We start from the raw sequence: 19,493 nt of genomic DNA on the forward strand, positions 1-19,493 counted from the left end.
CCCCTTATGCCTTTTGGAGGACGGGCTTGATCTTCTGCCCCGGCGCCAGGAAGCCGCCTGCCGAGCGCACCACCCGCTCGGTGCCGTTCAACCCGCTGGTGATCGCGACGCCCGCGTCGGACACCTGGCCCAGCTTCACGTCGCGGCGCTGCACCTTGTCCTGCGCATCGACGATATAGACATAGGCGCCGCGGTCGTCGCTCTGCAGCGCCGAGTCGGGCAGCAGCGGCTGGTAGCTGACGCCGCTGACGATCTGCGCCGCGGCGAAACCACCGGGCCGCAGCGCCGGGTCATAGGTCAGCAGCACGCGCGCGACACCCTGGCGCGTTTGCGGGTCGATCACCGGCGACACCTGCCACACCTCGCCCTTGAAGGTGCGGGTCGATCCGACCGGCGTCACGACCGCGCGCGCGCCCGGCGACAGGCCGACCAGGTCGGCCTCGCTCAACTGCGCGCGCATCTCCATCTGGCCGCCCTGCGCCATGCGGAACAGCACGCCGGTGCCCGCCCCGACCACCTGGCCCGGTTCGGCCTGGCGGGTCAGCACCAGCCCGTCGGCGGGGGCGCGGATATCCAGCCGGCCGTTGCGCGCGCGCGCCTCGGCATAGCTGGCGCCCGCCACCTTCACCCGCGCCGCCGCCGCGTCGCGGGTCGCGGTGCGGCGTTGCAGATCGGCCTTGGAGATGAAGCCGCGGTCGACCAGCGCCCTGGCCCGGTCCAGCTCGGCCTGCGCCAACACCAGATCGGCCTGAGCGACATTAACCTGCGCGCCAAGCGCGGCGGCGGTCTGGGTCTGCACCGACCGGTCGACGGTAGCGAGCACCTGCCCAGCCTTCACCCAGGCGCCGGGCTCGACCAGCACGCGTGTGATCATGCCGCCCTCGCCCGCGACGCCGACCGGCATCTCGCGCCGCGCCGCCAGCGTCCCCGTCGCCTGGATAAGCCGGTCGACCGTCGAGCGGCCGGGCGCGATCACGGACACGGTCGGCAACTGCTCCACCGGCTTGGCCGCCGCGCCCTTGTGACCGCGCCCGAACAGGGCCCAGGCGGCGACGGCGACCAGCAGCACGACGACGAGCGCGACCATCCAGCGCCGCCGCCCGCGCGCCGGCGCCGGGTCCGGGCCGGCCAGCCGTTCCTGCGCGATCGTGCCGGTCTCGTAGTTCATCCTGTCGCCATCCCCGTCCCGCCGCGCAACATCGCGCCGCCCGTCTCATGCTGTATTATCTGAATATATCACCGGGCTCAAGTCCCTGTGGTTGGCCGCAGTAAAGCCATATCGGATGCAAAGCGGCGCATCCTGATACCGTTTTGTCGCGTGTCGTTCAGCCCCGGTTTGGACAAGGCAGATCAAAGACGCGGCCTGATCTTGGGGAGAATGTCCAGATGCGTCACCTCGTTCTGCTTGCCGCCGCCGCCGTGCCCGCCGCCACCGCCCTGCCCGCCGCCGCCCTGGCGCAGCAGGAAACGAGCGTGCTGCCGATGGTGTCCGCCAGCGGCACGCTGCTCGACGTGACGGCGGAGGGTCGCACCACGCGCGTGCCCGACGTGGCGACGATTCGCGCCGGCGTCGTCAACCAGGGCGCGGACGCCGCCGGCGCGCTTGCCGCCAATGCCAATGCGATGACGCGAGTGCTGGCGGGACTGAAGGCGGCGGGCATCGCCCAGCGCGACATCGCCACCGCCAACGTCCAGCTATCGCCGCAATATCGCTATCAGGAGAACCAGCCGCCGGTCATCACCGGCTATCAGGCGACCAACAGCGTCACGATCCGCTTCCGCGACATCGCACGCGCCGGCAAGGTGCTGGATGCGTTGGTCGCGCAGGGCGCCAACCAGATCGAGGGACCGAATCTGTCGATCGGCGAACCCGACGCCGCGCTGGACGAGGCACGGACCGATGCGGTGAAGCGGGCCCGCGCGCGCGCCGACCTCTATGCCCGCGCCGCCGGCCTGCGCGTGCTGCGCATCGTCTCGATCACCGAGGCCGGGCAGGATGCCGGCGGGCCTGGCCAGCCACCGATGCTGATGGCGCGCGCCATGGCGATGAAGGCCGATACGCCGATCGTGGCGGGCGAGAAGGACATCACCGCGACGCTGCAGGTCCGCTTCCTGCTCGGCTGATCCGTTAATGCGGCGGACCTGTCCGAAAAAAGGACAGGTCCGCCATCCGCCACGATCGTTCCGATGCTAAAAGAAAAGGGCCGTCCGGCATGCCGGACGGCCCTTTTTCAACCCAAGCGTTTCGGGCGATCAGCGCACGCTGCCGCGACGCACCAGATTGACGATCGCCAGCAGGATGACCGCACCCAGCAGCGACACCAGGAACGACGTGATGGTCAGCGGGGCGCTGTTGATCGAACCGCCCGAGATGACCAGGCCGCCGATGAAGGCGCCGACGATCCCGACCACGATGTTCAGGAAGATGCCCTGCTGCGCATCGGTGCGCATGATGATGCTCGCCAGCCAGCCGATGACGCCGCCGATGACCAGCCACAGAATGATGCCCATTTCCAATCCCTCCGTTACAAGCCCTTGCGACGGGGCAGTGGGGGAAAGACTCGCGAGGGGCTATTCTTGTTCCGGCTCCGGTCCGATCAATATTTCTGCTGCTGACGCTCGTACAGGGAACGATAATGCTGGATGCGGGTCACGCGCAGGCCCGGCATCCCCGACCGATCGATCGCCCGCTGCCAGCCGGCGAATTCCTCGACCGTCAGGCCATATCGCTCGCAGACCTCGTCCACGGTCAGCAGGCCGCCATTCACCGCGGCGACCACCTCGGCCTTGCGGCGCACCACCCAGCGGGTGGTCGAGGGCGGCGGCAGGCTGTCGACGGTCAGGGGTTCCCCAAGCGGACCGATGACCTTGGCGGGGCGGATTTTTTCGTTCTGAATCATATTCTACCTCAACCGGGGAAGCCCGGCCCCCTTTCTGAACGCGTGTCACGCTGATACCGGCGGGACTTGAAGATCGGCTGAAACGCCGCGGTAAACGGCCTCTTCACGCCTCTCTCCACAGGGTGATCGCGTCGGCGACGGCACGGTTGAAGGCGCCATCGACCGGAGCGAACGGACCGGCCTCGAGCCGCGCCTGGACTTCGGCCGTCTCGCTTTCGAGCTGCCGGGCGGCCACGCCCACCATCAGCACGGCCCAATCGCCGCGCCAGGTGACCAGGTCCGCCGACCGATCGAAACGGGGAAAGCTCAGGTCCAAGGAACGCCTCTGTCGCCAATCGTTCGGCCGGCTTAGCGCCAAGGGCATGAAAACCCGGTAAAGCTGTTGGAAAGAGTTCGTGAACCTGTCTTAACCCCAGAACGGTTCAACCCGTTTTCCAAAGGGTTGGCGACGATCGCCGGGCATGGCCGGGCGGCGGCTGAGCGACTATATAGGACGAATGACCGAGGTGGATTTCCAGTTGGGGCCGGACATCGCACGCCGGCGGATCGTCGTCGCCATGTCGGGGGGCGTCGATTCGTCGGTGGTGGCGGCGCTGGCCAAGGCGAGCGGCGCGGAGACGATCGGCGTCACGCTCCAGCTCTATGACCATGGCGAGGCGACCAAGCGTGCCGGGGCCTGCTGCGCCGGGCGGGATATCCGCGACGCGCGCGCCGTCTGCGACCGGCTCGGAATCCCGCATTACGTGCTGGATCACGAGGACTCGTTCCGCGCCAATGTGGTCGACCGTTTCGCCGACGAATATCTGGCGGGGCGGACGCCGATCCCGTGCGTCCAGTGCAATATGGGGCCGAAATTCACCGACCTGCTGGCGATGGCGCGTGATCTCGGCGCGGATTGCCTGGCCACGGGCCATTATGTGCAGCGGATCGACGGACCGGCGGGGGCGGAAATGCATCGCGGCGCCGATCCGGCGCGCGACCAGAGCTATTTCCTGTTCGCCACCACGCAGGGCCAGCTCGATTACTGCCGCTTCCCGCTCGGCGCCCTGCCCAAGGCGCGGGTGCGCGAGATTGCCGCGGACCTCGGCCTGGGCGTCGCCACCAAGCCCGACAGCCAGGACATCTGCTTCGTCCCCGACGGCGACTATGCCGGCCTGGTCCGCAAGCTGCGCCCCGAGGCCGAGACGGCCGGGGAGATCGTCGACCTGTCCGGCCGGGTGCTCGGCCGCCATCGCGGCCTGATCCACTTCACCGTGGGGCAGCGCCGCGGGCTGGAGATCGGCGGCGCGCCCGAGCCGCTCTATGTCGTGCGGCTGGAGCCGGAGCGCCGCCGCGTCGTGGTCGGCCCGCGCCGGGCGCTGGCGGTGTCGGCGGCGCGGCTGGACGGGGTCAACTGGATCGGCGGCGATCACCAGGGACCGCTGACCGCCAAGGTGCGGTCGATGGCCAAGCCGGTGCCGGCGCGGTTCGACGGAGCGCGGCTGGTGTTCGATTCGCCCGAATATGGCGTCGCGCCGGGCCAGGCGGCCGTACTTTATGCCGGCGAGCGGGTGCTGGGCGGCGGCTGGATCGCGCAGACCGAGGCGGCCGACCGGGCGCTGGCGGCGATGGAAGCGGCCTGATCGCCCCGCCGCCGGCCCTCACACCTTGGCGGCGTAGATCATCCGACCCTGGCCCAGCCGCGCGAACACCTGGTCCAGGTCGTTCTCGCCGACCGCGAAACAGCCCTGGCTGCGGCCAAGCATGCCGTGGGTGCGCAGCATGTCCTCATTGGCGTACCAGGCCGAGTGGATCACGATGGCGCGATCGAGCGCATTGTTGTTGGTCGGGTCCAGCCCGATCAGCCGCTGCGACCGGCCGTGCCGGCCGACATAATAATCGTCGGTCAGAAAGGCGCCCTCGGACGAGGCGTTCGAGCCGAAGTCGTTGGAGAAGCGCTTCAGATAGCCGGTATGGGCCGGGTCCGAGCCGCTGCCATGCGCCACGCGCAGCGACTGGCTGCGCCCGCTCGCCAAGTCGACGAAGTGGAAGCGCGGCTGGTTCGACCCGGCGGTGAAGTCGACGATCGCCATGCGGTCGCGATGGGGGATGCGGCTGCCATGACGCTGGAGCGCGGCATAGGCCTGGCGGAAGAGCTCGGGACGCACGACCCGGGCGGAGAAGACCGGCTCGGTCAGCGTCGCCGCCGGCGCATCGGGCGCAGTGAGCGGCTTCAGGTCGCGCTGGCTGAGGCGGCGCGGCGTCGACATCGCCGCGCTCGGCACCGCCATGGTCGCCGCCAGTACCAGAGCATTTTTCATCAGCGCGCGCCGTCCGCGCGCGACCTCGTGATCGTGCATCGACTTCCCGGATCGTTGTGAACCCCGCAAGCCATCCTATAGCACCGAAAGCCTTGCATTTCTGTAGCGCGCGCCGCCGCTCGTTCCCGTTTTCCGGTCGCTCCGCCGCATCCTTCCCACCGTTCGCCGCGAGTCCGGCATGGCACCGTTCGTCGCATCGCGCGTTAACGAATCCAGAAAGGGGATAGACAAGGGGACGAACGCGATGAAGAAGATGGCGGTTACATTGTTGGCCATGACGGGCGCGATAATGGTCGCGCAACCGGCCCTCGCCCGGTCCGAAGCGGCGATGATCGACGCGGCCGCCGCCGAACTGGCCCCCAACGACTATGTCTGGGCGGACGCCGCGCCCCCGCCGGCCGCGCCGGGCCAGCCGAGCCCCGTTGCCCTGGCCCAGCCCGTCACACTGGTGGTCAGCCTGCCGCTCCAGCGCGCCTATGTCTATCGCGGCGACGTGCTGGTCGCGGCCTCCACCGTCTCGACCGGCCGCGACGGCAACGACACGCCGACCGGTGTCTATCCGATCCTTCAGAAGAACAAGGATCACCGCTCCAACATCTATGACGGCGCGCCGATGCCGTACATGCAGCGCCTGACCTGGGACGGGATCGCGCTCCATGCCGGCAACAATCCCGGCTTTCCCGACTCGCACGGCTGCGTCCGCCTGCCGACCGGGTTCGCGAAGAAACTGTTCGGCGTGACCACGCTCGGCACCACGGTGGTCATCACCGACGAGGCGGTGGTGGGCGACCGACTCGACCGCAGCCTGCTCCAGACCGAGGCCAGCCGCGCCAACGCCGCGCAGATCGCCGCGCTGGACCGCTGAGCCGCCAGGCCTAGGCCGGCAGCCCCAGCGCGCGCAGGCGGGCGACGCAGTCTCCGGCCCCGATGAACAGGATCGAGCGCAGGCCGATCGCCTCCGCGCCGGCGACGTTGGCGGCATTGTCGTCGATGAACACCGCCTCGTCCGGCCGCAGGCCGAATCGATCGAGCGCTAGGCGATAGAGCGCCGGGTCGGGCTTTACCCGCTTCTCGTCGCCGGACACGACGATGTCGCGGAACCGGTCGAACAGCGCGGCTTCCCGCGCGCGGAAGGGCGGGAAGAATTCGTGACTGAAGTTGGTGATCGCGAACAGCGGCACGCCGGCCGCATCGAGGCGTTCGACCAGCCCGTGCATATGCTCGACCGGCCCCGGGATGCTCTCGCCGAATCGCGGGCCCCAGGCGGCGATCAGCGCCGCGTGCTGCGGGAAGCGCGCGATCAGCTCCGCCGAGGTGTCGGCGAAGTCGCGCCCCTCGTCGTGCTGGTAATGCCAGTCGTGCGTCACGACCTCGCGCAGGAACGCGTCGAGCGCCTCACCCTCGGGGATGAGGCGCTCGTAGAGGAACCTGGGGTCCCAATGGTACAGGACGCGACCGATATCGAAGATAACGGCCTTGGGCGTCATGTTCAGCCCTGGCGGGCCTTGAACCGGCGGTTGGTCTTGTTGATGACATAGGTGCGACCGCGACGGCGGATCACGCGGTTGTCGCGATGACGGTCCTTCAGCGACTTCAGGCTGTTGCGAATTTTCATGGCGCACTTCTGTTGGGATGGTGTCGGAAAGTCCCGCCGCCTAGGGAAGGATGGGGCTTGAGTCAAGCAACGCAGGCCGCCATCGGTGCGTTACGCTGTCGCAACTGTTCCCAAGAGGCCCTTGTCCATGTCCCTCCGCCGCGTCCCCCTCCTCCCGGCCCTGCTGCCGATCGCGGCCCTGTCCGCCTGCCTGTCCGCCTGCGCCACCACCACATCGCTGCCGCCGACCGAGGTGCTGCGCTATCACCTGGGCGAGCCGATCGACCGGGGCACCATCTCGGTCCAGCCGCTGGGGGCGGAGAATGCGCCGGCCAGCCTGGAGTTCAAGACCTATGCCGCCGCGGTCGAGACGCAGCTCCTGCGCAACGGCTACGCGCTCGCCAAGCCCGGCGCCAAGCCGCAGCTGATCGCCACGGTCGGCTTCACCCGTGCCGATGTGGAGGGTCCGGCGCGGCGCTCGCCGGTGTCGATCGGCCTGGGCGGCGGATCGTTCGGCGGCGGGCGCGGCGGTGGCGTTGGGCTGGGCGGCGGCGTCAATTTTCCGATCGGCGGCGGCGGCCCACGCACGATGATCGCCACCGAGCTGGCGGTCACGATCAAGCGCAGCGTCGACCAGAGCCCTGTGTGGGAGGGGCGCGCCCATTCGATCAGCGACCCGCGCAATGCCGCCAGCGATGTCGGCGCCGAGGCGAACAAGCTCGCCGCCGCCCTGTTCACGGGCTTTCCGGGCGAGTCCGGCCGGACTATCCAGGTCAAATGAGCATCATCGTCAACGCCGCCTTCGATGGCGGCAACATCCGCGTGGTCGCCATCGAGGGCGACCGGGTCGACCTGGAGATCGTCCGCGACAAGGATTCGGATTTCTACCAGTGGTTCTCCTTCCGCGTCGCCGGGGCGGCGGGGCGGACGCTGACCTTCCGCATCGTGAACGCGGGCGGTTCGGCCTATCCGTTCGGCTGGCCGGGCTACAAGGTGCGCGCCTCGACCGACCGGCTGGCCTGGCGGCAGACCGAAACGCGCTATGCCGATGGCGTGCTGGAATGGCAGTGGACGGGCGACGCGCCGCTCGCCTGGTTCGCCTATTTCGCGCCCTATACGATGGAGATGCACGAGGCCCTGGTCGCCCGCATCGCCCAGGCGCCCGGCATCGAGCATCGCGAGCTGGGACAGAGCCTGGACGGGCAGGCGATCGACTATTTCCGGATCGGCACCGGCCCGAAGCAGGTCTGGCTCTATGGCCGCCAGCATCCGGGCGAATCGATGACCGAATGGTGGATGGAAGGCGCGCTGGAGCGGCTGACGGATGCGGCCGATCCGGTCACCGCCGACCTGCTCGCCCGAGCGACCGTCCATGTCGTGCCCAACATGAACCCGGACGGCACGCGGCGCGGTCATCTGCGCACCAACGCGGCGGGCGTGAACCTCAACCGCGAATGGCACGCCCCCACGCCCGAGCGCAGCCCGGAAGTGCTGTGCGTGCGCGACCGGATGGACGAAACCGGCGTCGATGTCGCGATCGACGTGCATGGCGACGAGGCGATCCCCGCCAACTTCCTCGCCGGCTATGAGGGCATTCCGAGCTGGACCGAGGATCACGGCGCCAAATTCTACGAATTTGGCCGCCGCCTCGCCGCGCACACGCCGGAGTTCCAGACCGAGCAGGGCTATGAGAAGGCGTCGGCGGGCAATGCCAACCTGTCCATGTCGACCAACCAGCTCGCCGAGCGGTTCGGCGCGGTATCGATGACGCTGGAGATGCCGTTCAAGGACCATGATCCCAACGCCGATCCCGAATTCGGCTGGAGTCCGGACCGCTCCAAGCGCCTCGCCCATGCGATGCTGGAGACGCTCCACGACATGCTCGACCAGTTCTGACGCCGGGGGGAGTAATGCACTCCCCCCACGCTCCACTCCCGGTGGAGGCCAGAACTCTGCGAACATCACGGTCCATCCTCCCGGCGAAGGCCGGAATCCAGTTGGGGGACGTTTGCAAGTCCATCGAAACGGTCCGTAACCGGACCCCAGCCTTCGCCGGGATGGTCAGGTGTTCGGGCGATGTCAGCCCAGAATCAGCCCAGCACCTCCGCCAGGAAATCGGTCGCGGCGCGCCAGCTTCGCCGGTCGGCGGGTTCGTCATGGCCAAAGCCCCCATCGGTCTTCGCCACCGCCCGGTCGGTGAAGGCATGGCCGGCATGGCCATAGGCGTGGATCTGCCAGTCCGCCCCCGCCGCGGTCAGCTCCTGCCCCAGGCCGACCAGCGCTTCCGGACGCGCGAGCGGATCGTCCCAGCCGTGACAGACCAGCAGCTTCGCCGCGATCCGGTCCTGCGTCGGATAGTCGGGCCGGTCGTAGAGGCCATGGAACGACACCACGCCCAGCACGCCGAGACCGGCCCGGGCCATGTCGATCACCGCCTTGCCACCGAAGCAATAGCCGATCGCCGCACAGCGCCCGCCATCGACGCCGGACAGCGCCTTCAACGCCGCCAGCGACGCCGCCAGCCGATCGCGCAACAGCGCGCGGTCGGCGTTGAGCGGGTCCATGTAGCGCGACACGTCCGGCTCGCCGCGCCTAGCGCGCTTGCCCTGGCCATAGACGTCGGCGACCAGCGCGACATAGCCCAGCGCCGCCAGCCGCGCCGCCACCTCGGCATCGCTGTCCTTCGCGCCCAGGATGTTGGGCACCACCAGCACGCCCGGCCGCGCGCCTGCCGCATCCGTGTCGCGCACCGCCACGCCCTCGAACGGGCCACCCGGGCCATCATACACCAGCTTCTGTCGTTCGATCGTCATCGCCATCCTCACTCCTGCGATTGGCCCCGCCCGCGCAAGCCGCTAGGGCAACGCCTCATCTTGCTGCAAGGAGCCGCCATGCCCACGCTCGTCCTCATCCGCCACGGCCAGTCGACCTGGAATCTGGAGAACCGCTTCACCGGCTGGTGGGATGTCGACGTGACCGAGCAGGGCGCGGCCGAGGCGCGCGCGGCGGGCGCGCTGATGGCGGAGAAGGGCCTCGACTTCGACCTGACCTTCACCTCGCTCCAGACCCGCGCGATCAAGACGCTGAACCTGGCACTGGAGGCGATGGGCCGGCTGTGGCTGCCGACCGAGAAGCATTGGCGACTGAACGAGCGCCATTATGGCGGCCTGACCGGGCTGGACAAGGCGGAGACGGCGGCCAAGCATGGCGACGACCAGGTGAAGGTCTGGCGCCGCAGCTTCGACGTGCCCCCGCCCCCGCAGGAGGCCGGCTCCCCCTTCGACCTCGGGAACGACCGTCGCTACGCCGGGATCGACATTCCCAATACGGAGAGCCTGAAGGACACGATCGCCCGCGTCCTGCCCTATTGGGACGAGCGGATCGCGCCGGCCTTGAAGGGCGGCAACCGGGTGCTGATCTCCGCACACGGCAATTCGCTGCGCGCGCTGGTCAAGCACCTGTCCAACATCCCCGATGACGAGATCACCGGGCTGGAAATCCCGACCGCGCAGCCGATCGTCTATGAGCTGGACGACGATCTGAACGCCCTCGACCGCTACTATCTGTCGGAGCGCTGACAGGATCAGGGACATCGGACGTGACCAGCATCAACCCGGACGATGATCTGGAAACCGATGCCGGTCGCGTCTGGACGCCGGAACGCCATGCCGAGGCGTGGCGGCATTCCCTCCAACGGCTGGAACAGGCCATTGCCGATGCCGGGCAAAATGCTCGGGTGGTGCTGGTCTGCGGACTCCAGGGGGCTGGAAAGACCCGCTGGATCAGCGAACAGCCCGCCCGCCCCGGCACCATCTATTTCGATGCCGCGTTACCACGAGCCCGTAACCGCGCGCCCGTCGTCGATCTTGCCCACCGGGTGGGAGCCAGTATCGAAGCGGTCTGGATCGACGCTCCCATCGCCGTCGCGCTGGCGCGCAATGGTCAGCGTCCCCAGGATCAGATCGTACCAGAGGCCGCCATTCGATCGGTCGCCGAACAGTTCGAACCTCCGCAGCGGACGGAGGGCTTCGTGCGTGTGCGGGTCATCCGGGATTCTGGTTGAGACCGTGATTGGCGGTCACGAAGATTCCCACGTCTCCACCGGCCCCGCCATCCACGCCATCGCCGTCAGCACCGCCGCCGCCGCGACCGCGCCCCAAAGCGCATCGAGGCCGTAACGCGGATAGAACGTCGCCCCCGCGACCGCGCCCGCGACCAGCCCCGACCAGAGCAGCAGATAAGGCAGCCAGCGCCAGCGCGGGCCGCCGGCGCTCGCCACGGCGAGATTTTGACCCAGCTTCACCAGCGTACCCGTCATATAGGTGACGCCGACGCTCACCTCGCCGCCGCGCTGGAAGACGTTGTTCTCCGCCCCCATCGCCAGCGCCAGCAGGACCAGGGCCGCCGTCGGCGCAGGCGTCATCGTCCCCACCGCCGTCGCCAGCGCCAGCAGCAGCGTCACCAGCGCCAGCACCGCCGGCTTGCGCCGCGCGCCCGCCACCAGCCCGACCCGCGCGCCCAGCACCACGCCCAGCACGAAGCCGGCGACCAGCCCCGCCGCCAGCGCGATGCCTGCGCCGTGCCCGGCGATCGCCACCGCCAGCTGGGTCGAATTGCCGCTCATGAACGACACGAACAACCCGCCCAGCCGCAGGAAGCCGATCGCATCGACATAGCCGGCCAGCATCGCCAGCCCGGCGGCCAGGACCCAGAGAGGCTTGCGCTGGCGGATCATGCCGCCGCGCTTAGCGCGGGCGGCGGCGGGCCGGAAGCGTCACGCCCTTTTCGGCCATGACATTCGCGATGCCGGTCGCTAGGCAGCGCCTTCGCCTTGCCTGGAGAGCCTGTCCGTGTCCGCACCACTTGTCGGCATCATCATGGGATCGACATCCGACTGGGAGACGATGCGCCACGCCGCCGAGACGCTGGACGCGCTCGGCGTGGTCCATGAGACACGCGTGGTCTCCGCGCATCGCACGCCGCAGCGGCTGTATGACTATGCGATGGGCGCGGCGGCGCGCGGGCTGAAGGTGGTGATCGCGGGCGCGGGCGGCGCGGCGCATCTGCCCGGCATGGCTGCGGCCATGACCCATCTGCCGGTGCTGGGCGTACCGGTCGAATCCAAGGCGTTGAAGGGCATGGACAGCCTGTTGTCGATCGTCCAGATGCCGGGCGGCATCCCGGTCGGCACGCTGGCGATCGGCAAGGCCGGGGCGATCAATGCCGGATTGCTCGCCGCCGCGATCCTGGCGACCAGCGACGCCGGCCTGGCGGAGCGGTTGCAGGCGTGGCGCGCGGCGCAGACCGAGTCGGTCGCGCTCGATCCCGCCGCCGGGGTGGCGGCATGAGCCCGCGCCCATCCCGACCGATGCCACTGCCGCCGGGCGCGACGATCGGCATCCTGGGCGGCGGGCAGCTCGGCCGGATGCTGGCGGTCGCCGCCGCCCAGCTCGGGTATCGCACTCATGTCCTCGCCCCCGACCGCGAGAGCGTCGCCGCGCAGACCGCGTCCAGCCTGACCCGCGCCGATTATCACAACCGCGTCGTGCTGGAGGATTTCGCCGCCGCCTGCGACGTCGTCACCTATGAGTTCGAGAATATCGCGCTCGCCCCCGTCGAGTGGCTGGCGGAGCGGGTGCCGGTCCATCCCCATCCCCGCGCGCTGGCGGTGGCGCAGGAACGCATCGCCGAGAAGCGCTTCGTCGAGAGCGTCGGCGGCGCGCCCGCGCGCTGGGCGCCGGTCGACAGCCGCGCGGCGCTCGACGCGGCGATCGCCGCGGTCGGCACGCCCGCCGTGCTCAAGACCACGCGCTTCGGCTATGACGGCAAGGGCCAGGCGCGGCTGCGCACGCCGGCCGATGCGGATGCCGCCTGGTCGGCGATCGGCGGGCCGGCGGTGCTCGAATCCTTCGTCAGCTTCGATCATGAATTTTCGGTGCTGATCGCGCGTGGGCAGGACGGCGCGACCGTCCGCTACGACACCCCGCTCAACGTGCACGAGGACGCGATCCTGCGCACCTCCACCGTCCCCGCCCCGCTCGAGGTCCGCACCCAGGCGATCGAGGCCGCCGACCTGGCGGTGCGGATCGCCGAGCAACTGGACTATGTCGGCGTCCTGGCCTGCGAGTTCTTCGCCACGGCCGAAGGGCCGGTGTTCAACGAGATGGCGCCGCGCGTCCACAATAGCGGCCATTGGACGATCGAGGGATCGGACTGTTCGCAGTTCGAGAATCATATCCGCGCGATCTGCGGCCTGCCGCTCGGCCGGACCGATCTGACCGGCTCACGCGTGACGATGCGGAACCTGATCGGCGACGACACCTATGCCACGGCGCTGATCGAGCCGGGCGCGCATCTGCACCTCTATGGCAAGAACAGCGCGCGTCCGGGCCGCAAGATGGGGCATGTCACGTACGTCGAGCGCTGAAGGGGCGCGACCGCCGCTTGCACGATCCGCCACGTCTGCGTATGAGGCGGCATCGTCGGCTGGCTCCGCCTCGCGGCACGCAGCGGGCCCCCTCGACGGTCAGACCAGGAAACTGACAGGTTCCAACGGTTTGCGGGTATAGCACAATGGTAGTGCAGCAGCCTTCCAAGCTGAATACACGGGTTCGATTCCCGTTACCCGCTCCACCGGCTTGCTGCCCATCCTACGGTTAACCCGGCTTCAACCCTTCCGGCCTAGCAGGGGGCATGACCGCCAACCCGCTTCGCGTGCCGTTCCTGTGGGCCATGACGCTGGCGCTGGCGGCCTGTTCGCGCGAGCCGGCGTCGCCGGCCGGCGCCCCGGCGCTCGCGGCTAAGGACGCGTCGCTGCTGCGGGCCCTGGCCTTGTCGCCGGTGGCCGTGGACGGGCGAAGCGATCGGGCCGCCGCGCCGCTGCGAACCGCCGCCACGCGGGCCCCTGCGCTGCTGAACCCCGCGCCCGCCTTTTCCGGCCAGCCGCGCAGCCGCGATGATGCGAACCGCGCCGCCCAATGCCTGACCGCCGCCGTCTATTACGAGGCGCGGTCCGAGCCGCTCGATGGGCAGCGCGCGGTGGCGCAGGTGGTGCTCAACCGGGTGCGCGACCGCGCCTTCCCCGCCAGCGTCTGCGGCGTCGTCTACCAGGGCGGGGCGCGGCGCGATGGCCGGGGCGTGGGTTGCCAGTTCAGCTTCGCCTGCGACGGATCGACCAGGCATCCGGTCGACGGCGCGGCCTGGCACCGCGCGCGCACGGTCGCCGAGGCGGCGCTGGCGGGCGCGGTCTATGCCCCGATCGGCGCGGCGACCTATTACCATACCGATGCCGTGCGGCCCTGGTGGGCCCCCAGCCTGGCGCGGATCGGGCAGATCGGCGCGCATATCTTCTATGGCTGGCGCAGCGCCATGACCGCCGCCCTGTCCTTCCGCCGCGCCTATGCCGGCGTGGAGCCGGTCGCCACGCCGCTGCTGGTCGCAACCGCCGCGACCGCGCCCGTCGCGATCGCGGCCGATACGGGCGGCGTGACCATCCATCGCGGCATCGATCAGCCGGCGATGGCGGCGTCCGAACGTGCCGCGCCGGCGAGTGAAGCGGTGGCGGTGGCGGTGACGATGGGTGTGCGCGTGCATCGCCGCCACGCCACCGCTGCCGACCCCATGATCGTTGCGATCGGCCCTGAACAGGGGCCAGGCGACGATCGGAGCTAGGTCAGCGCTTGGACGCCGCCTTGCGCGCGGCGACCTTGGCGTGGTGGTGCCCGACGGCGCAGCCCGCCGCCGCGCCCAGCACCGCATGGCCCTTGCCGACGAAATGGCCGCCGACGCCGCCGACCGCCGCGCCCTTCAGGCAGCCGGCGGCGCTGGCGGGACCGGCGAGCGCCGCGCCGGCGGCAAGCATCAGCGCGGTGGCGGCGGAACGGATGGCGGTGCTGGTCATGATCCTACTCCTTCTGCGAGGCAGCCGGGATAGGCCGGTCCAGGTGGCGACGAGGTGAGCGACCCGTGAAACTCCGGTCATCCTGCGATCGGACCACGAAAAAAGCCGCCGGTCGCAAGGACCGGCGGCTGTCAGATCATCCCTGGCGGGGGATATCAGGCGGTAACGACGCCGCCGCGGCCACGGCGATAGCGCGCGGTCGCGCCGATCATGCCGAAGCCCAGGAACATCAGCGCCCAGGTCGACGGCTCCGGCACCGAGAAGACGACATTGTCGACTTCGAGCGAGTTGCCGCCGCTGCCGAACACGATCGCGCCGAACGTCTCGCCGGCCGAGGCGGTGAAGGTGATGCGACGGTTGGTCACCGACGAATCCTGGCTGCCATTGGCGGTCGGCGCGAGGTCCGCACCGGTATAGCTGGCGAGCACCGCGCCGGTCGTGCTGAGCAGGCTGATCGTGTTGTAGCTGTCGATCGAGCCGAGGAAGATGCTGATCGCCTGATAGGCCGCATCCGCCGCCAGCGTCGCCGTGCCGTTGCCATAGACGGCAAGGTAGCGGCTGCCGTCGCTGAACGCGGGCTCGGCCCCGTTGAACGAAGAGCCGGTCGCATAGCCATAGTCGTTGCCGGACAGCGTCACGCCGGTGGGCAGGGCGCCATTGAAGTCGACCACCGTGCCGGCGGGCGCGGCGAAGCTGCTGGTGCTGCCGGCGGTGGAGGTGAAGGTGACCGCGGAGGCCGGCGAAGCCGCCAGCGTCAGACCAGCGGCCGCGAAAGCCATGGTGTACAGGTTGCGCATGATAACCCCTATCGTCAATCGCCGTCGATCGGCGGTGGAGCCCCGCTGCAATCGCGACCGGGACAAACGTTAACTATTTGGAAACCATGGCGTTAATAAATGCAATTTGTGCCGCGCAACATGCATTTCTTGCAATCCGGTCCGTTCGCGACATAAATTCCCATGGAACTTTTCGGTGGAGGCTGCGTGATCCGTGGGAAAAGGTCAAAATGCCATTCCTTTCGCAACCGACACTAACCGGAATTTCTTGTCAGCCGCTTACGCGGACTTTTGCAGAAAATGTGGCAGGATTCGCCCTCAACCGCGCCTATCGCCGAGATCGGCACCGCGAATCACCGAATCGCGATTCGTTCGGCGTGCGCTGCGTGATCGAATCGGGCAGCGCATCGTCGATCAACGATGGCACCATCGGTGATGCGATGTCGAGGCCTGCGGGGTGATGCCTGTCACCGCCACGCGACGAACGCCGCTTGCCGTCGCCAAGCCTCCTTGCTCGGCATGGGTTGATCAGGACGCGGAACTCCCATCGTCGAAGCTAGCGCCGCCAAAATGCTTGCGCTGGTCCCGGACGGCGTGACACGATGCTCCCGCCTGCGCCGGCCTAGCCTGGCACCGTTCGGGGATCGTCTGATCTGAAAGGTTGGTGGAAGGGACTGCTGCCGGTTGCATGTACTCTAAACCCCGTAAAACTGTCATTTTTTGCTTTTGCCTGGTCAGCGATGCCCCCAGGAATGCCCCCAGCTTCTATGCTTGGGGGCATCCGTTGCGTTGACGCTGGAGCCAATCGGCGACGTCTTTTTCCCACCAGCCGATGGATCGGGCGGTGAGCTGGTGCTGCCGGGGGAAAGTCTCATTGGCGATCATGCGATACAGGGTCGAGCGACCCAGGCCGGTCGTAGCCATCACGTCGGATAGCCGGAGGAAGCGTCCGGCCGAGGCCGGGCATCCAACTTGCTTCGCCTTCTCCAACGTGATCTTCTTCGCTTTTGCGACGGCAGTCATGCGGCCTCCTTCAGGCGCTGGGCATTGTGCAGCTCGGCGATTCGCTCGCGGACCTGGACGGGTGTGGTGAAAGGCGTTTCGAGCCGGTGCATCTTCAGGATGCGGGCGCGGACGGCGTGGATGATGGTCGCTTCGCCCAGGCTGGGCACCCGCTGGGGCCAGCCCTTGACGTAGCGAAGATTGGCTGGGAGCGACGCTTCCAGGTCGCGGCGCTCCGTCGCCAGCGCTTGGCCCCGCGCCAGATCCTGGGCGAGCGAGGCGGGCAGCAGATCGGGAGCGACGTCGCCCAGCCAGCGGTTCTGCTGGAAGCTGAAGGTGGTGCGCGCCTCCTGGTCAACCAGGTGAAGATAGACGCCGCGATTGCCGGGCGCGCGGGCGGCGACATTGATGTCATTTTCCGAAGCAAGGACGCAGAAGGCGCAGCCGTGGCGGGTACTGCCCAGCCCGTAGCTTTCGGGCAGTGGCAGGCTGTTCCGCGCGCAATAGCGGTAGACCTCGTCTTCCAGCACGTCGACGCCGGGGTGCCATGTCAGGATGTGTGCGCCGGTCTTGCGCGTCCAGCACGCAGCCTCGGCCTTCGATACGGGGGTCAAGCGACGCTTGAAGCTCTCTTCCCGACGGATGCCGACAACGGACAAGATGCGGTCGCCGGGAAAGCGGCGCAGCAGCTCCGGCAGGATGACCTGGGTCTTCATTTCGGACGTGCAAAAGCGGTTCGCCGACGACGACCAGGGCGCGGTCAGGTGATAGGTCAGCAGGTCCTGGTAGCGGATGCAGCCAAGCTCGAAGCGGCGCTCCCACTTGGACAGCATGTCGTAGCTCTTATTGCGCACGACGATCAGCGGCACGGCGAGGCGAGCCGCATGAGCGTTGACCGTATCTGGCGTGGAGGCCCATTCAATTCGGCCGAGATCAGCGTGGATCGCGATGCGCCGATCGCGCGGATGGCCGAGGCGGTCGAGCAGTGCGGCCGTCGCATGGCTGATTGAGACGCTGTCCTTGCCGCCCGACAGGCTGAAGGCGACCGGCGCGCCGGCCTGGATCGCAGCGCGCACGTCGGGCGAAAGGGCAAGATCGTCAAAACCCGTGGTGAAGAGGCCGAGCTGGTGCCGCTCCTGCGCCGATCGCCGCGCCATCTATGCCGCCTCGCTGGGGTGTGAATCATCCGCACACCCGACAGCGCCGGAGGCGGTGTCGTCCAGCGCCGGAAGTGTGGGGGCGGCGTGCGACACTTTTTGGTCCGGGGTGGCAGACTGAATTTCGGTCAACGCCAGCGTGTCAATGGCGTGGTGGGCCGGGTGCAGATCGCCGGCCACGGCCGCGCGCAGGGCGACGGCCATTTCCAGCGCGATCAGGGTGATATTTTCGGCGATCACCAGCAGGGCGACGGCCGAGTCGGGCTTGCCGGCAGCTCGGTGGGCCTGGGCCGCGCCTTCGCTGACCAGCTCCAGCGCGTTCAAGCTGGCGGTGAGGGAGGCGCGGCCGGCCATCACAGCATCCCCAGCGCTTGCATGTAGACTTCCAGGATCGACTGCTCTTCCTGGTACTGCTCCCGCTTCTTCTTGCGGATCGCCATGACGGTCTTGATCGATTTGGGGTCGTAGCCGCGCCCCTTTGCCTCGGCGAAGACGTCCTTAATATCTTCGCTGATACCCTTCTTTTCTTCCTCCAGGCGCTCGGCGCGCTCGATCAGGAGGCGCAGCTCGTCGGCGGCCACCTGGCCGCCGCCCATGCCTTCGCCGCGTTCGTCACCCATCGGTCTTCTCCCTTCAGGCGGCGATGGCGCGGGGGGCCGCGACATTGGCGATGGCGATCAGGTCGGCGATGGTGCGGATCGCTTCGAAGGTCGCGTCAGAGCAGATCGCGGCGTTCAGCTCGTCCTCGATGTCGACCACGATGCCGGCGATTGCCGGCTTGTCCGCGCCCAGGCTTTCCAGCACGGCGTCGGGGGTGCAGCGGTCGAGATCCACGCGCAGCTCGCGCGAGACGATGACGGCGACCTTGTGGGCAGTATCAGTCACGATAGATCCTCTCTCTTCAGAAATCCGGCCGGGGCCGGCGGGGGATGGGGTGGCAGTCCTTGAGGGGGCAGAGCAGCGGCACACCGTCATCGAAACGGACGGTGCAGAAGCCCTTGGACGGCGACGACAGGTCGCCATGCTTGCCGCGCCGCTGGCCGATGCCGAGATAGACGACGCGGTCGCCCTCCCCTGCCCCGACGCGATCGGCGCGACCGGCCATGTCACAGGCCGAACAGAGCGAAGGGGCCGGGACCGCCAACGATGCGGTCCAGGAGGATGACAAGCGCCTGACCGACGACCAGGCCGGCCGGGATCGCGCGCCACGGATTGGCGAGGCGGGCGATCATCGCCGATCGCCCGCGACGCTGCCGAGGATGGCCAGCATCGCGAAGGGGATGGTGATGATCGCGATCACGACCAGCAGGGCGACTTGGCGCGCGCGAGCTGCCCGGCCGGGGCGAGGCGGATCGTACATCATGCCGCCGCTCCTTCCGCTTGGGCAGTGGCGCAGCGCGAACAGAGCGTGTCGCTAATCAGGTCGCACAGGTCGGCGCTGTCGTGACCGCCAAGCTGGCAGGAATCGAAATAGCTGCACCCGCAGGTGTGGCAGAGGCGCGGCGGCTCGCCCTGGCGATAGACCAGCTGCCAATAAATATCCGGGTCCAACGGGAAGATGCGCCGGAGCGTGATCAACGCGCTAGGCTGTCTGGCGGTGACGCCGTGGCGCTCCAGATCGCGGACCAGCAAGCGGGCGATTTCCCGCTCGACCGGCAGGGCAGTGCCGCCAGCGACCAGCTTGTCGGCCACCTGGGCATGGGTCAGGCCGGCCGTTTCGCGGCGCAGCCGAATGTAGGTCGATGGCGCCAGCCAAATGGCGGCTGCGGCATCCGTTGCGGACAGTGGCGGCGGCGCGGCCGGGAGTTCGAAGGTACGTGGGAACAGGGCAGTCATGTCACGTCTCCGGTTGAAAGGTTGCAGA

31 protein-coding genes and 1 tRNA gene are annotated in these 19,493 nt (G+C 68.6%); 12 read left to right on the forward strand and 20 right to left on the reverse strand.

Annotation, left to right across the window (positions count from 1 at the left end; genetic code table 11):
* Positions 1 to 4 precede the first annotated feature (4 nt).
* Entirely contained in the window at positions 5 to 1,168 is a 1,164-nt protein-coding gene (locus GGQ96_RS10290; RefSeq protein ID WP_184114349.1) for an efflux RND transporter periplasmic adaptor subunit, read from the reverse strand.
* A gap of 218 nt (positions 1,169 to 1,386) precedes the next feature.
* Here GGQ96_RS10290 and GGQ96_RS10295 point away from each other — a divergent pair, with 218 nt between their 5' ends.
* On the forward strand, positions 1,387 to 2,124 hold the full coding sequence (locus tag GGQ96_RS10295; RefSeq protein ID WP_184114351.1) for an SIMPL domain-containing protein: 738 nt from the start codon (positions 1,387 to 1,389) through the stop codon (positions 2,122 to 2,124).
* 129 nt (positions 2,125 to 2,253) lie between these two features.
* On the opposite strand, the gene GGQ96_RS10300 is transcribed toward GGQ96_RS10295, so the two are convergent.
* The 3 genes from GGQ96_RS10300 to GGQ96_RS10310 all read right to left on the reverse strand — a co-directional run bounded on the left by GGQ96_RS10300 (position 2,254) and on the right by GGQ96_RS10310 (position 3,216).
* Positions 2,254 to 2,511 (reverse strand): GlsB/YeaQ/YmgE family stress response membrane protein, encoded by a 258-nt coding sequence (locus tag GGQ96_RS10300; protein WP_184114353.1) that lies wholly within the window; start codon positions 2,509 to 2,511, stop codon positions 2,254 to 2,256.
* Between the two features lie 86 nt (positions 2,512 to 2,597).
* On the reverse strand, positions 2,598 to 2,900 hold the full coding sequence (sciP, locus tag GGQ96_RS10305; protein ID WP_125993664.1) for a CtrA inhibitor SciP: 303 nt from the start codon (positions 2,898 to 2,900) through the stop codon (positions 2,598 to 2,600).
* Between the two features lie 103 nt (positions 2,901 to 3,003).
* Positions 3,004 to 3,216 (reverse strand): hypothetical protein, encoded by a 213-nt coding sequence (locus GGQ96_RS10310; protein ID WP_184114355.1) that lies wholly within the window; start codon positions 3,214 to 3,216, stop codon positions 3,004 to 3,006.
* Between the two features lie 181 nt (positions 3,217 to 3,397).
* Between GGQ96_RS10310 and mnmA the strand changes: the two genes are divergently transcribed.
* Positions 3,398 to 4,522, forward strand: a complete 1,125-nt coding sequence (gene mnmA / locus GGQ96_RS10315) for a tRNA 2-thiouridine(34) synthase MnmA (RefSeq protein WP_184115052.1) — start codon at positions 3,398 to 3,400, stop codon at positions 4,520 to 4,522.
* Positions 4,523 to 4,540: 18 nt separating this feature from the next.
* Here mnmA and GGQ96_RS10320 read toward each other — a convergent pair whose 3' ends face one another.
* Positions 4,541 to 5,200: a murein L,D-transpeptidase catalytic domain family protein gene (locus tag GGQ96_RS10320; protein ID WP_184114357.1), complete on the reverse strand. Its 660-nt coding sequence runs from the start codon at positions 5,198 to 5,200 to the stop codon at positions 4,541 to 4,543.
* 244 nt (positions 5,201 to 5,444) lie between these two features.
* Here GGQ96_RS10320 and GGQ96_RS10325 point away from each other — a divergent pair, with 244 nt between their 5' ends.
* Complete coding sequence (locus GGQ96_RS10325; protein WP_246360418.1) at positions 5,445 to 6,065, forward strand: L,D-transpeptidase family protein; 621 nt, start codon at positions 5,445 to 5,447, stop codon at positions 6,063 to 6,065.
* Positions 6,066 to 6,075: 10 nt separating this feature from the next.
* Here the strand turns inward: GGQ96_RS10325 and GGQ96_RS10330 are convergent, their stop codons facing one another.
* Entirely contained in the window at positions 6,076 to 6,687 is a 612-nt protein-coding gene (locus GGQ96_RS10330; protein ID WP_184114359.1) for an HAD family hydrolase, read from the reverse strand.
* Between the two features lie 2 nt (positions 6,688 to 6,689).
* The gene (gene ykgO / locus GGQ96_RS10335; RefSeq protein ID WP_003046794.1) at positions 6,690 to 6,815 is read right to left on the reverse strand and encodes a type B 50S ribosomal protein L36; all 126 of its coding nucleotides are present in this window, start codon (positions 6,813 to 6,815) and stop codon (positions 6,690 to 6,692) included.
* 127 nt (positions 6,816 to 6,942) lie between these two features.
* On the opposite strand from ykgO, the gene GGQ96_RS10340 reads away from it, so the two are divergent.
* Together GGQ96_RS10340 and GGQ96_RS10345 are read left to right on the forward strand one after the other, a co-directional pair.
* Complete coding sequence (locus GGQ96_RS10340) at positions 6,943 to 7,575, forward strand: DUF4136 domain-containing protein (RefSeq protein WP_184114361.1); 633 nt, start codon at positions 6,943 to 6,945, stop codon at positions 7,573 to 7,575.
* Positions 7,572 to 8,690, forward strand: a complete 1,119-nt coding sequence (locus GGQ96_RS10345) for a M14 family metallopeptidase (protein WP_184114363.1) — start codon at positions 7,572 to 7,574, stop codon at positions 8,688 to 8,690. Before GGQ96_RS10340 ends, GGQ96_RS10345 begins: the two co-directional genes overlap by 4 nt.
* Before the next feature lie 194 nt (positions 8,691 to 8,884).
* Here the strand turns inward: GGQ96_RS10345 and GGQ96_RS10350 are convergent, their stop codons facing one another.
* On the reverse strand, positions 8,885 to 9,607 hold the full coding sequence (locus tag GGQ96_RS10350) for a dienelactone hydrolase family protein (RefSeq protein ID WP_184114365.1): 723 nt from the start codon (positions 9,605 to 9,607) through the stop codon (positions 8,885 to 8,887).
* A 78-nt stretch (positions 9,608 to 9,685) separates the two neighbouring features.
* On the opposite strand from GGQ96_RS10350, the gene gpmA reads away from it, so the two are divergent.
* Both gpmA and GGQ96_RS10360 read left to right on the forward strand, forming a co-directional pair.
* On the forward strand, positions 9,686 to 10,372 hold the full coding sequence (gene gpmA / locus GGQ96_RS10355; protein ID WP_184114367.1) for a 2,3-diphosphoglycerate-dependent phosphoglycerate mutase: 687 nt from the start codon (positions 9,686 to 9,688) through the stop codon (positions 10,370 to 10,372).
* 20 nt (positions 10,373 to 10,392) lie between these two features.
* A complete protein-coding gene (locus GGQ96_RS10360; RefSeq protein WP_184114369.1) occupies positions 10,393 to 10,857 on the forward strand; it encodes an AAA family ATPase in 465 nt (154 codons plus the stop codon).
* Positions 10,858 to 10,872: 15 nt separating this feature from the next.
* Here the strand turns inward: GGQ96_RS10360 and GGQ96_RS10365 are convergent, their stop codons facing one another.
* Positions 10,873 to 11,529, reverse strand: a complete 657-nt coding sequence (locus GGQ96_RS10365) for a YoaK family protein (RefSeq protein ID WP_184114371.1) — start codon at positions 11,527 to 11,529, stop codon at positions 10,873 to 10,875.
* 142 nt (positions 11,530 to 11,671) lie between these two features.
* Between GGQ96_RS10365 and purE the strand changes: the two genes are divergently transcribed.
* The 4 genes from purE to GGQ96_RS10385 all read left to right on the forward strand — a co-directional run bounded on the left by purE (position 11,672) and on the right by GGQ96_RS10385 (position 14,465).
* Positions 11,672 to 12,142: a 5-(carboxyamino)imidazole ribonucleotide mutase gene (gene purE, locus GGQ96_RS10370; protein WP_184115056.1), complete on the forward strand. Its 471-nt coding sequence runs from the start codon at positions 11,672 to 11,674 to the stop codon at positions 12,140 to 12,142.
* Positions 12,139 to 13,221, forward strand: a complete 1,083-nt coding sequence (locus tag GGQ96_RS10375) for a 5-(carboxyamino)imidazole ribonucleotide synthase (protein WP_246360420.1) — start codon at positions 12,139 to 12,141, stop codon at positions 13,219 to 13,221. Before purE ends, GGQ96_RS10375 begins: the two co-directional genes overlap by 4 nt.
* 132 nt (positions 13,222 to 13,353) lie before the next feature.
* Positions 13,354 to 13,427, forward strand: a tRNA-Gly gene (locus GGQ96_RS10380).
* Between the two features lie 60 nt (positions 13,428 to 13,487).
* The gene (locus GGQ96_RS10385) at positions 13,488 to 14,465 is read left to right on the forward strand and encodes a cell wall hydrolase (RefSeq protein ID WP_246360422.1); all 978 of its coding nucleotides are present in this window, start codon (positions 13,488 to 13,490) and stop codon (positions 14,463 to 14,465) included.
* A gap of 1 nt (position 14,466) precedes the next feature.
* Here the strand turns inward: GGQ96_RS10385 and GGQ96_RS10390 are convergent, their stop codons facing one another.
* Positions 14,467 to 14,694, reverse strand: a complete 228-nt coding sequence (locus GGQ96_RS10390) for a hypothetical protein (RefSeq protein WP_246360424.1) — start codon at positions 14,692 to 14,694, stop codon at positions 14,467 to 14,469.
* A 155-nt stretch (positions 14,695 to 14,849) separates the two neighbouring features.
* Complete coding sequence (locus tag GGQ96_RS10395; RefSeq protein ID WP_184114373.1) at positions 14,850 to 15,491, reverse strand: Npun_F0296 family exosortase-dependent surface protein; 642 nt, start codon at positions 15,489 to 15,491, stop codon at positions 14,850 to 14,852.
* Between the two features lie 281 nt (positions 15,492 to 15,772).
* Between GGQ96_RS10395 and GGQ96_RS10400 the strand changes: the two genes are divergently transcribed.
* On the forward strand, positions 15,773 to 15,931 hold the full coding sequence (locus tag GGQ96_RS10400) for a hypothetical protein (RefSeq protein ID WP_184114375.1): 159 nt from the start codon (positions 15,773 to 15,775) through the stop codon (positions 15,929 to 15,931).
* Positions 15,932 to 16,235: 304 nt separating this feature from the next.
* Here GGQ96_RS10400 and GGQ96_RS10405 read toward each other — a convergent pair whose 3' ends face one another.
* From GGQ96_RS10405 to GGQ96_RS10435, 9 genes are read right to left on the reverse strand one after another with little or no spacing between them, the layout of a single operon-like run.
* A complete protein-coding gene (locus tag GGQ96_RS10405; protein ID WP_184114376.1) occupies positions 16,236 to 16,493 on the reverse strand; it encodes a helix-turn-helix transcriptional regulator in 258 nt (85 codons plus the stop codon).
* The gene (locus tag GGQ96_RS10410; protein ID WP_184114377.1) at positions 16,490 to 17,629 is read right to left on the reverse strand and encodes a phosphoadenosine phosphosulfate reductase domain-containing protein; all 1,140 of its coding nucleotides are present in this window, start codon (positions 17,627 to 17,629) and stop codon (positions 16,490 to 16,492) included. The genes GGQ96_RS10405 and GGQ96_RS10410 overlap by 4 nt, the downstream gene beginning before the upstream one ends.
* Positions 17,630 to 17,983 carry a hypothetical protein gene (locus GGQ96_RS10415; protein WP_184114378.1) on the reverse strand — a complete coding sequence of 118 codons (354 nt, stop codon included), beginning with the start codon at positions 17,981 to 17,983 and terminating at the stop codon, positions 17,630 to 17,632.
* A complete protein-coding gene (locus GGQ96_RS10420) occupies positions 17,983 to 18,249 on the reverse strand; it encodes a DUF2312 domain-containing protein (protein WP_184114379.1) in 267 nt (88 codons plus the stop codon). The genes GGQ96_RS10415 and GGQ96_RS10420 overlap by 1 nt, the downstream gene beginning before the upstream one ends.
* A gap of 13 nt (positions 18,250 to 18,262) precedes the next feature.
* Complete coding sequence (locus GGQ96_RS10425) at positions 18,263 to 18,514, reverse strand: phosphopantetheine-binding protein (protein WP_184114380.1); 252 nt, start codon at positions 18,512 to 18,514, stop codon at positions 18,263 to 18,265.
* A 16-nt stretch (positions 18,515 to 18,530) separates the two neighbouring features.
* Positions 18,531 to 18,734, reverse strand: coding sequence for a hypothetical protein (locus GGQ96_RS10430; RefSeq protein ID WP_184114381.1), 204 nt, complete (start codon positions 18,732 to 18,734; stop codon positions 18,531 to 18,533).
* Position 18,735: 1 nt separating this feature from the next.
* Positions 18,736 to 18,861, reverse strand: coding sequence for a hypothetical protein (locus GGQ96_RS21670; protein WP_281392645.1), 126 nt, complete (start codon positions 18,859 to 18,861; stop codon positions 18,736 to 18,738).
* On the reverse strand, positions 18,858 to 18,992 hold the full coding sequence (locus GGQ96_RS21675; RefSeq protein ID WP_281392646.1) for a hypothetical protein: 135 nt from the start codon (positions 18,990 to 18,992) through the stop codon (positions 18,858 to 18,860). Before GGQ96_RS21675 ends, GGQ96_RS21670 begins: the two co-directional genes overlap by 4 nt.
* Entirely contained in the window at positions 18,989 to 19,465 is a 477-nt protein-coding gene (locus GGQ96_RS10435; RefSeq protein WP_184114382.1) for a hypothetical protein, read from the reverse strand. The genes GGQ96_RS21675 and GGQ96_RS10435 overlap by 4 nt, the downstream gene beginning before the upstream one ends.
* Positions 19,466 to 19,493: the final 28 nt, after the last annotated feature.

The sequence above is a fragment of the Sphingomonas abaci genome, from assembly GCF_014199625.1.
Lineage (GTDB): Bacteria > Pseudomonadota > Alphaproteobacteria > Sphingomonadales > Sphingomonadaceae > Sphingomonas > Sphingomonas abaci.

Coding starts and splice junctions, on each gene's coding strand:
- GGQ96_RS10345 (WP_184114363.1), top strand. CDS start 7,572: ATGAGCATCATCGTCAACGCCGCCTTCGATGGCGGCAACATCCGCGTG.
- GGQ96_RS10430 (WP_184114381.1), bottom strand. CDS start 18,734: ATGGCCGGTCGCGCCGATCGCGTCGGGGCAGGGGAGGGCGACCGCGTC.
- gpmA (WP_184114367.1), top strand. CDS start 9,686: ATGCCCACGCTCGTCCTCATCCGCCACGGCCAGTCGACCTGGAATCTG.
- ykgO (WP_003046794.1), bottom strand. CDS start 6,815: ATGAAAATTCGCAACAGCCTGAAGTCGCTGAAGGACCGTCATCGCGAC.
- purE (WP_184115056.1), top strand. CDS start 11,672: ATGGGATCGACATCCGACTGGGAGACGATGCGCCACGCCGCCGAGACG.
- GGQ96_RS10320 (WP_184114357.1), bottom strand. CDS start 5,200: ATGAAAAATGCTCTGGTACTGGCGGCGACCATGGCGGTGCCGAGCGCG.
- GGQ96_RS10325 (WP_246360418.1), top strand. CDS start 5,445: ATGAAGAAGATGGCGGTTACATTGTTGGCCATGACGGGCGCGATAATG.
- GGQ96_RS10295 (WP_184114351.1), top strand. CDS start 1,387: ATGCGTCACCTCGTTCTGCTTGCCGCCGCCGCCGTGCCCGCCGCCACC.
- GGQ96_RS10350 (WP_184114365.1), bottom strand. CDS start 9,607: ATGACGATCGAACGACAGAAGCTGGTGTATGATGGCCCGGGTGGCCCG.
- GGQ96_RS10405 (WP_184114376.1), bottom strand. CDS start 16,493: ATGACTGCCGTCGCAAAAGCGAAGAAGATCACGTTGGAGAAGGCGAAG.
- GGQ96_RS10420 (WP_184114379.1), bottom strand. CDS start 18,249: ATGGGTGACGAACGCGGCGAAGGCATGGGCGGCGGCCAGGTGGCCGCC.
- mnmA (WP_184115052.1), top strand. CDS start 3,398: ATGACCGAGGTGGATTTCCAGTTGGGGCCGGACATCGCACGCCGGCGG.
- GGQ96_RS10365 (WP_184114371.1), bottom strand. CDS start 11,529: ATGATCCGCCAGCGCAAGCCTCTCTGGGTCCTGGCCGCCGGGCTGGCG.
- GGQ96_RS10390 (WP_246360424.1), bottom strand. CDS start 14,694: ATGACCAGCACCGCCATCCGTTCCGCCGCCACCGCGCTGATGCTTGCC.
- GGQ96_RS10290 (WP_184114349.1), bottom strand. CDS start 1,168: ATGAACTACGAGACCGGCACGATCGCGCAGGAACGGCTGGCCGGCCCG.
- GGQ96_RS10340 (WP_184114361.1), top strand. CDS start 6,943: ATGTCCCTCCGCCGCGTCCCCCTCCTCCCGGCCCTGCTGCCGATCGCG.
- GGQ96_RS10330 (WP_184114359.1), bottom strand. CDS start 6,687: ATGACGCCCAAGGCCGTTATCTTCGATATCGGTCGCGTCCTGTACCAT.
- GGQ96_RS21675 (WP_281392646.1), bottom strand. CDS start 18,992: ATGATGTACGATCCGCCTCGCCCCGGCCGGGCAGCTCGCGCGCGCCAA.
- GGQ96_RS10435 (WP_184114382.1), bottom strand. CDS start 19,465: ATGACTGCCCTGTTCCCACGTACCTTCGAACTCCCGGCCGCGCCGCCG.
- GGQ96_RS10410 (WP_184114377.1), bottom strand. CDS start 17,629: ATGGCGCGGCGATCGGCGCAGGAGCGGCACCAGCTCGGCCTCTTCACC.
- GGQ96_RS10395 (WP_184114373.1), bottom strand. CDS start 15,491: ATGCGCAACCTGTACACCATGGCTTTCGCGGCCGCTGGTCTGACGCTG.
- sciP (WP_125993664.1), bottom strand. CDS start 2,900: ATGATTCAGAACGAAAAAATCCGCCCCGCCAAGGTCATCGGTCCGCTT.
- GGQ96_RS10385 (WP_246360422.1), top strand. CDS start 13,488: ATGACCGCCAACCCGCTTCGCGTGCCGTTCCTGTGGGCCATGACGCTG.
- GGQ96_RS10375 (WP_246360420.1), top strand. CDS start 12,139: ATGAGCCCGCGCCCATCCCGACCGATGCCACTGCCGCCGGGCGCGACG.
- GGQ96_RS10415 (WP_184114378.1), bottom strand. CDS start 17,983: ATGGCCGGCCGCGCCTCCCTCACCGCCAGCTTGAACGCGCTGGAGCTG.
- GGQ96_RS21670 (WP_281392645.1), bottom strand. CDS start 18,861: ATGATCGCCCGCCTCGCCAATCCGTGGCGCGCGATCCCGGCCGGCCTG.
- GGQ96_RS10300 (WP_184114353.1), bottom strand. CDS start 2,511: ATGGGCATCATTCTGTGGCTGGTCATCGGCGGCGTCATCGGCTGGCTG.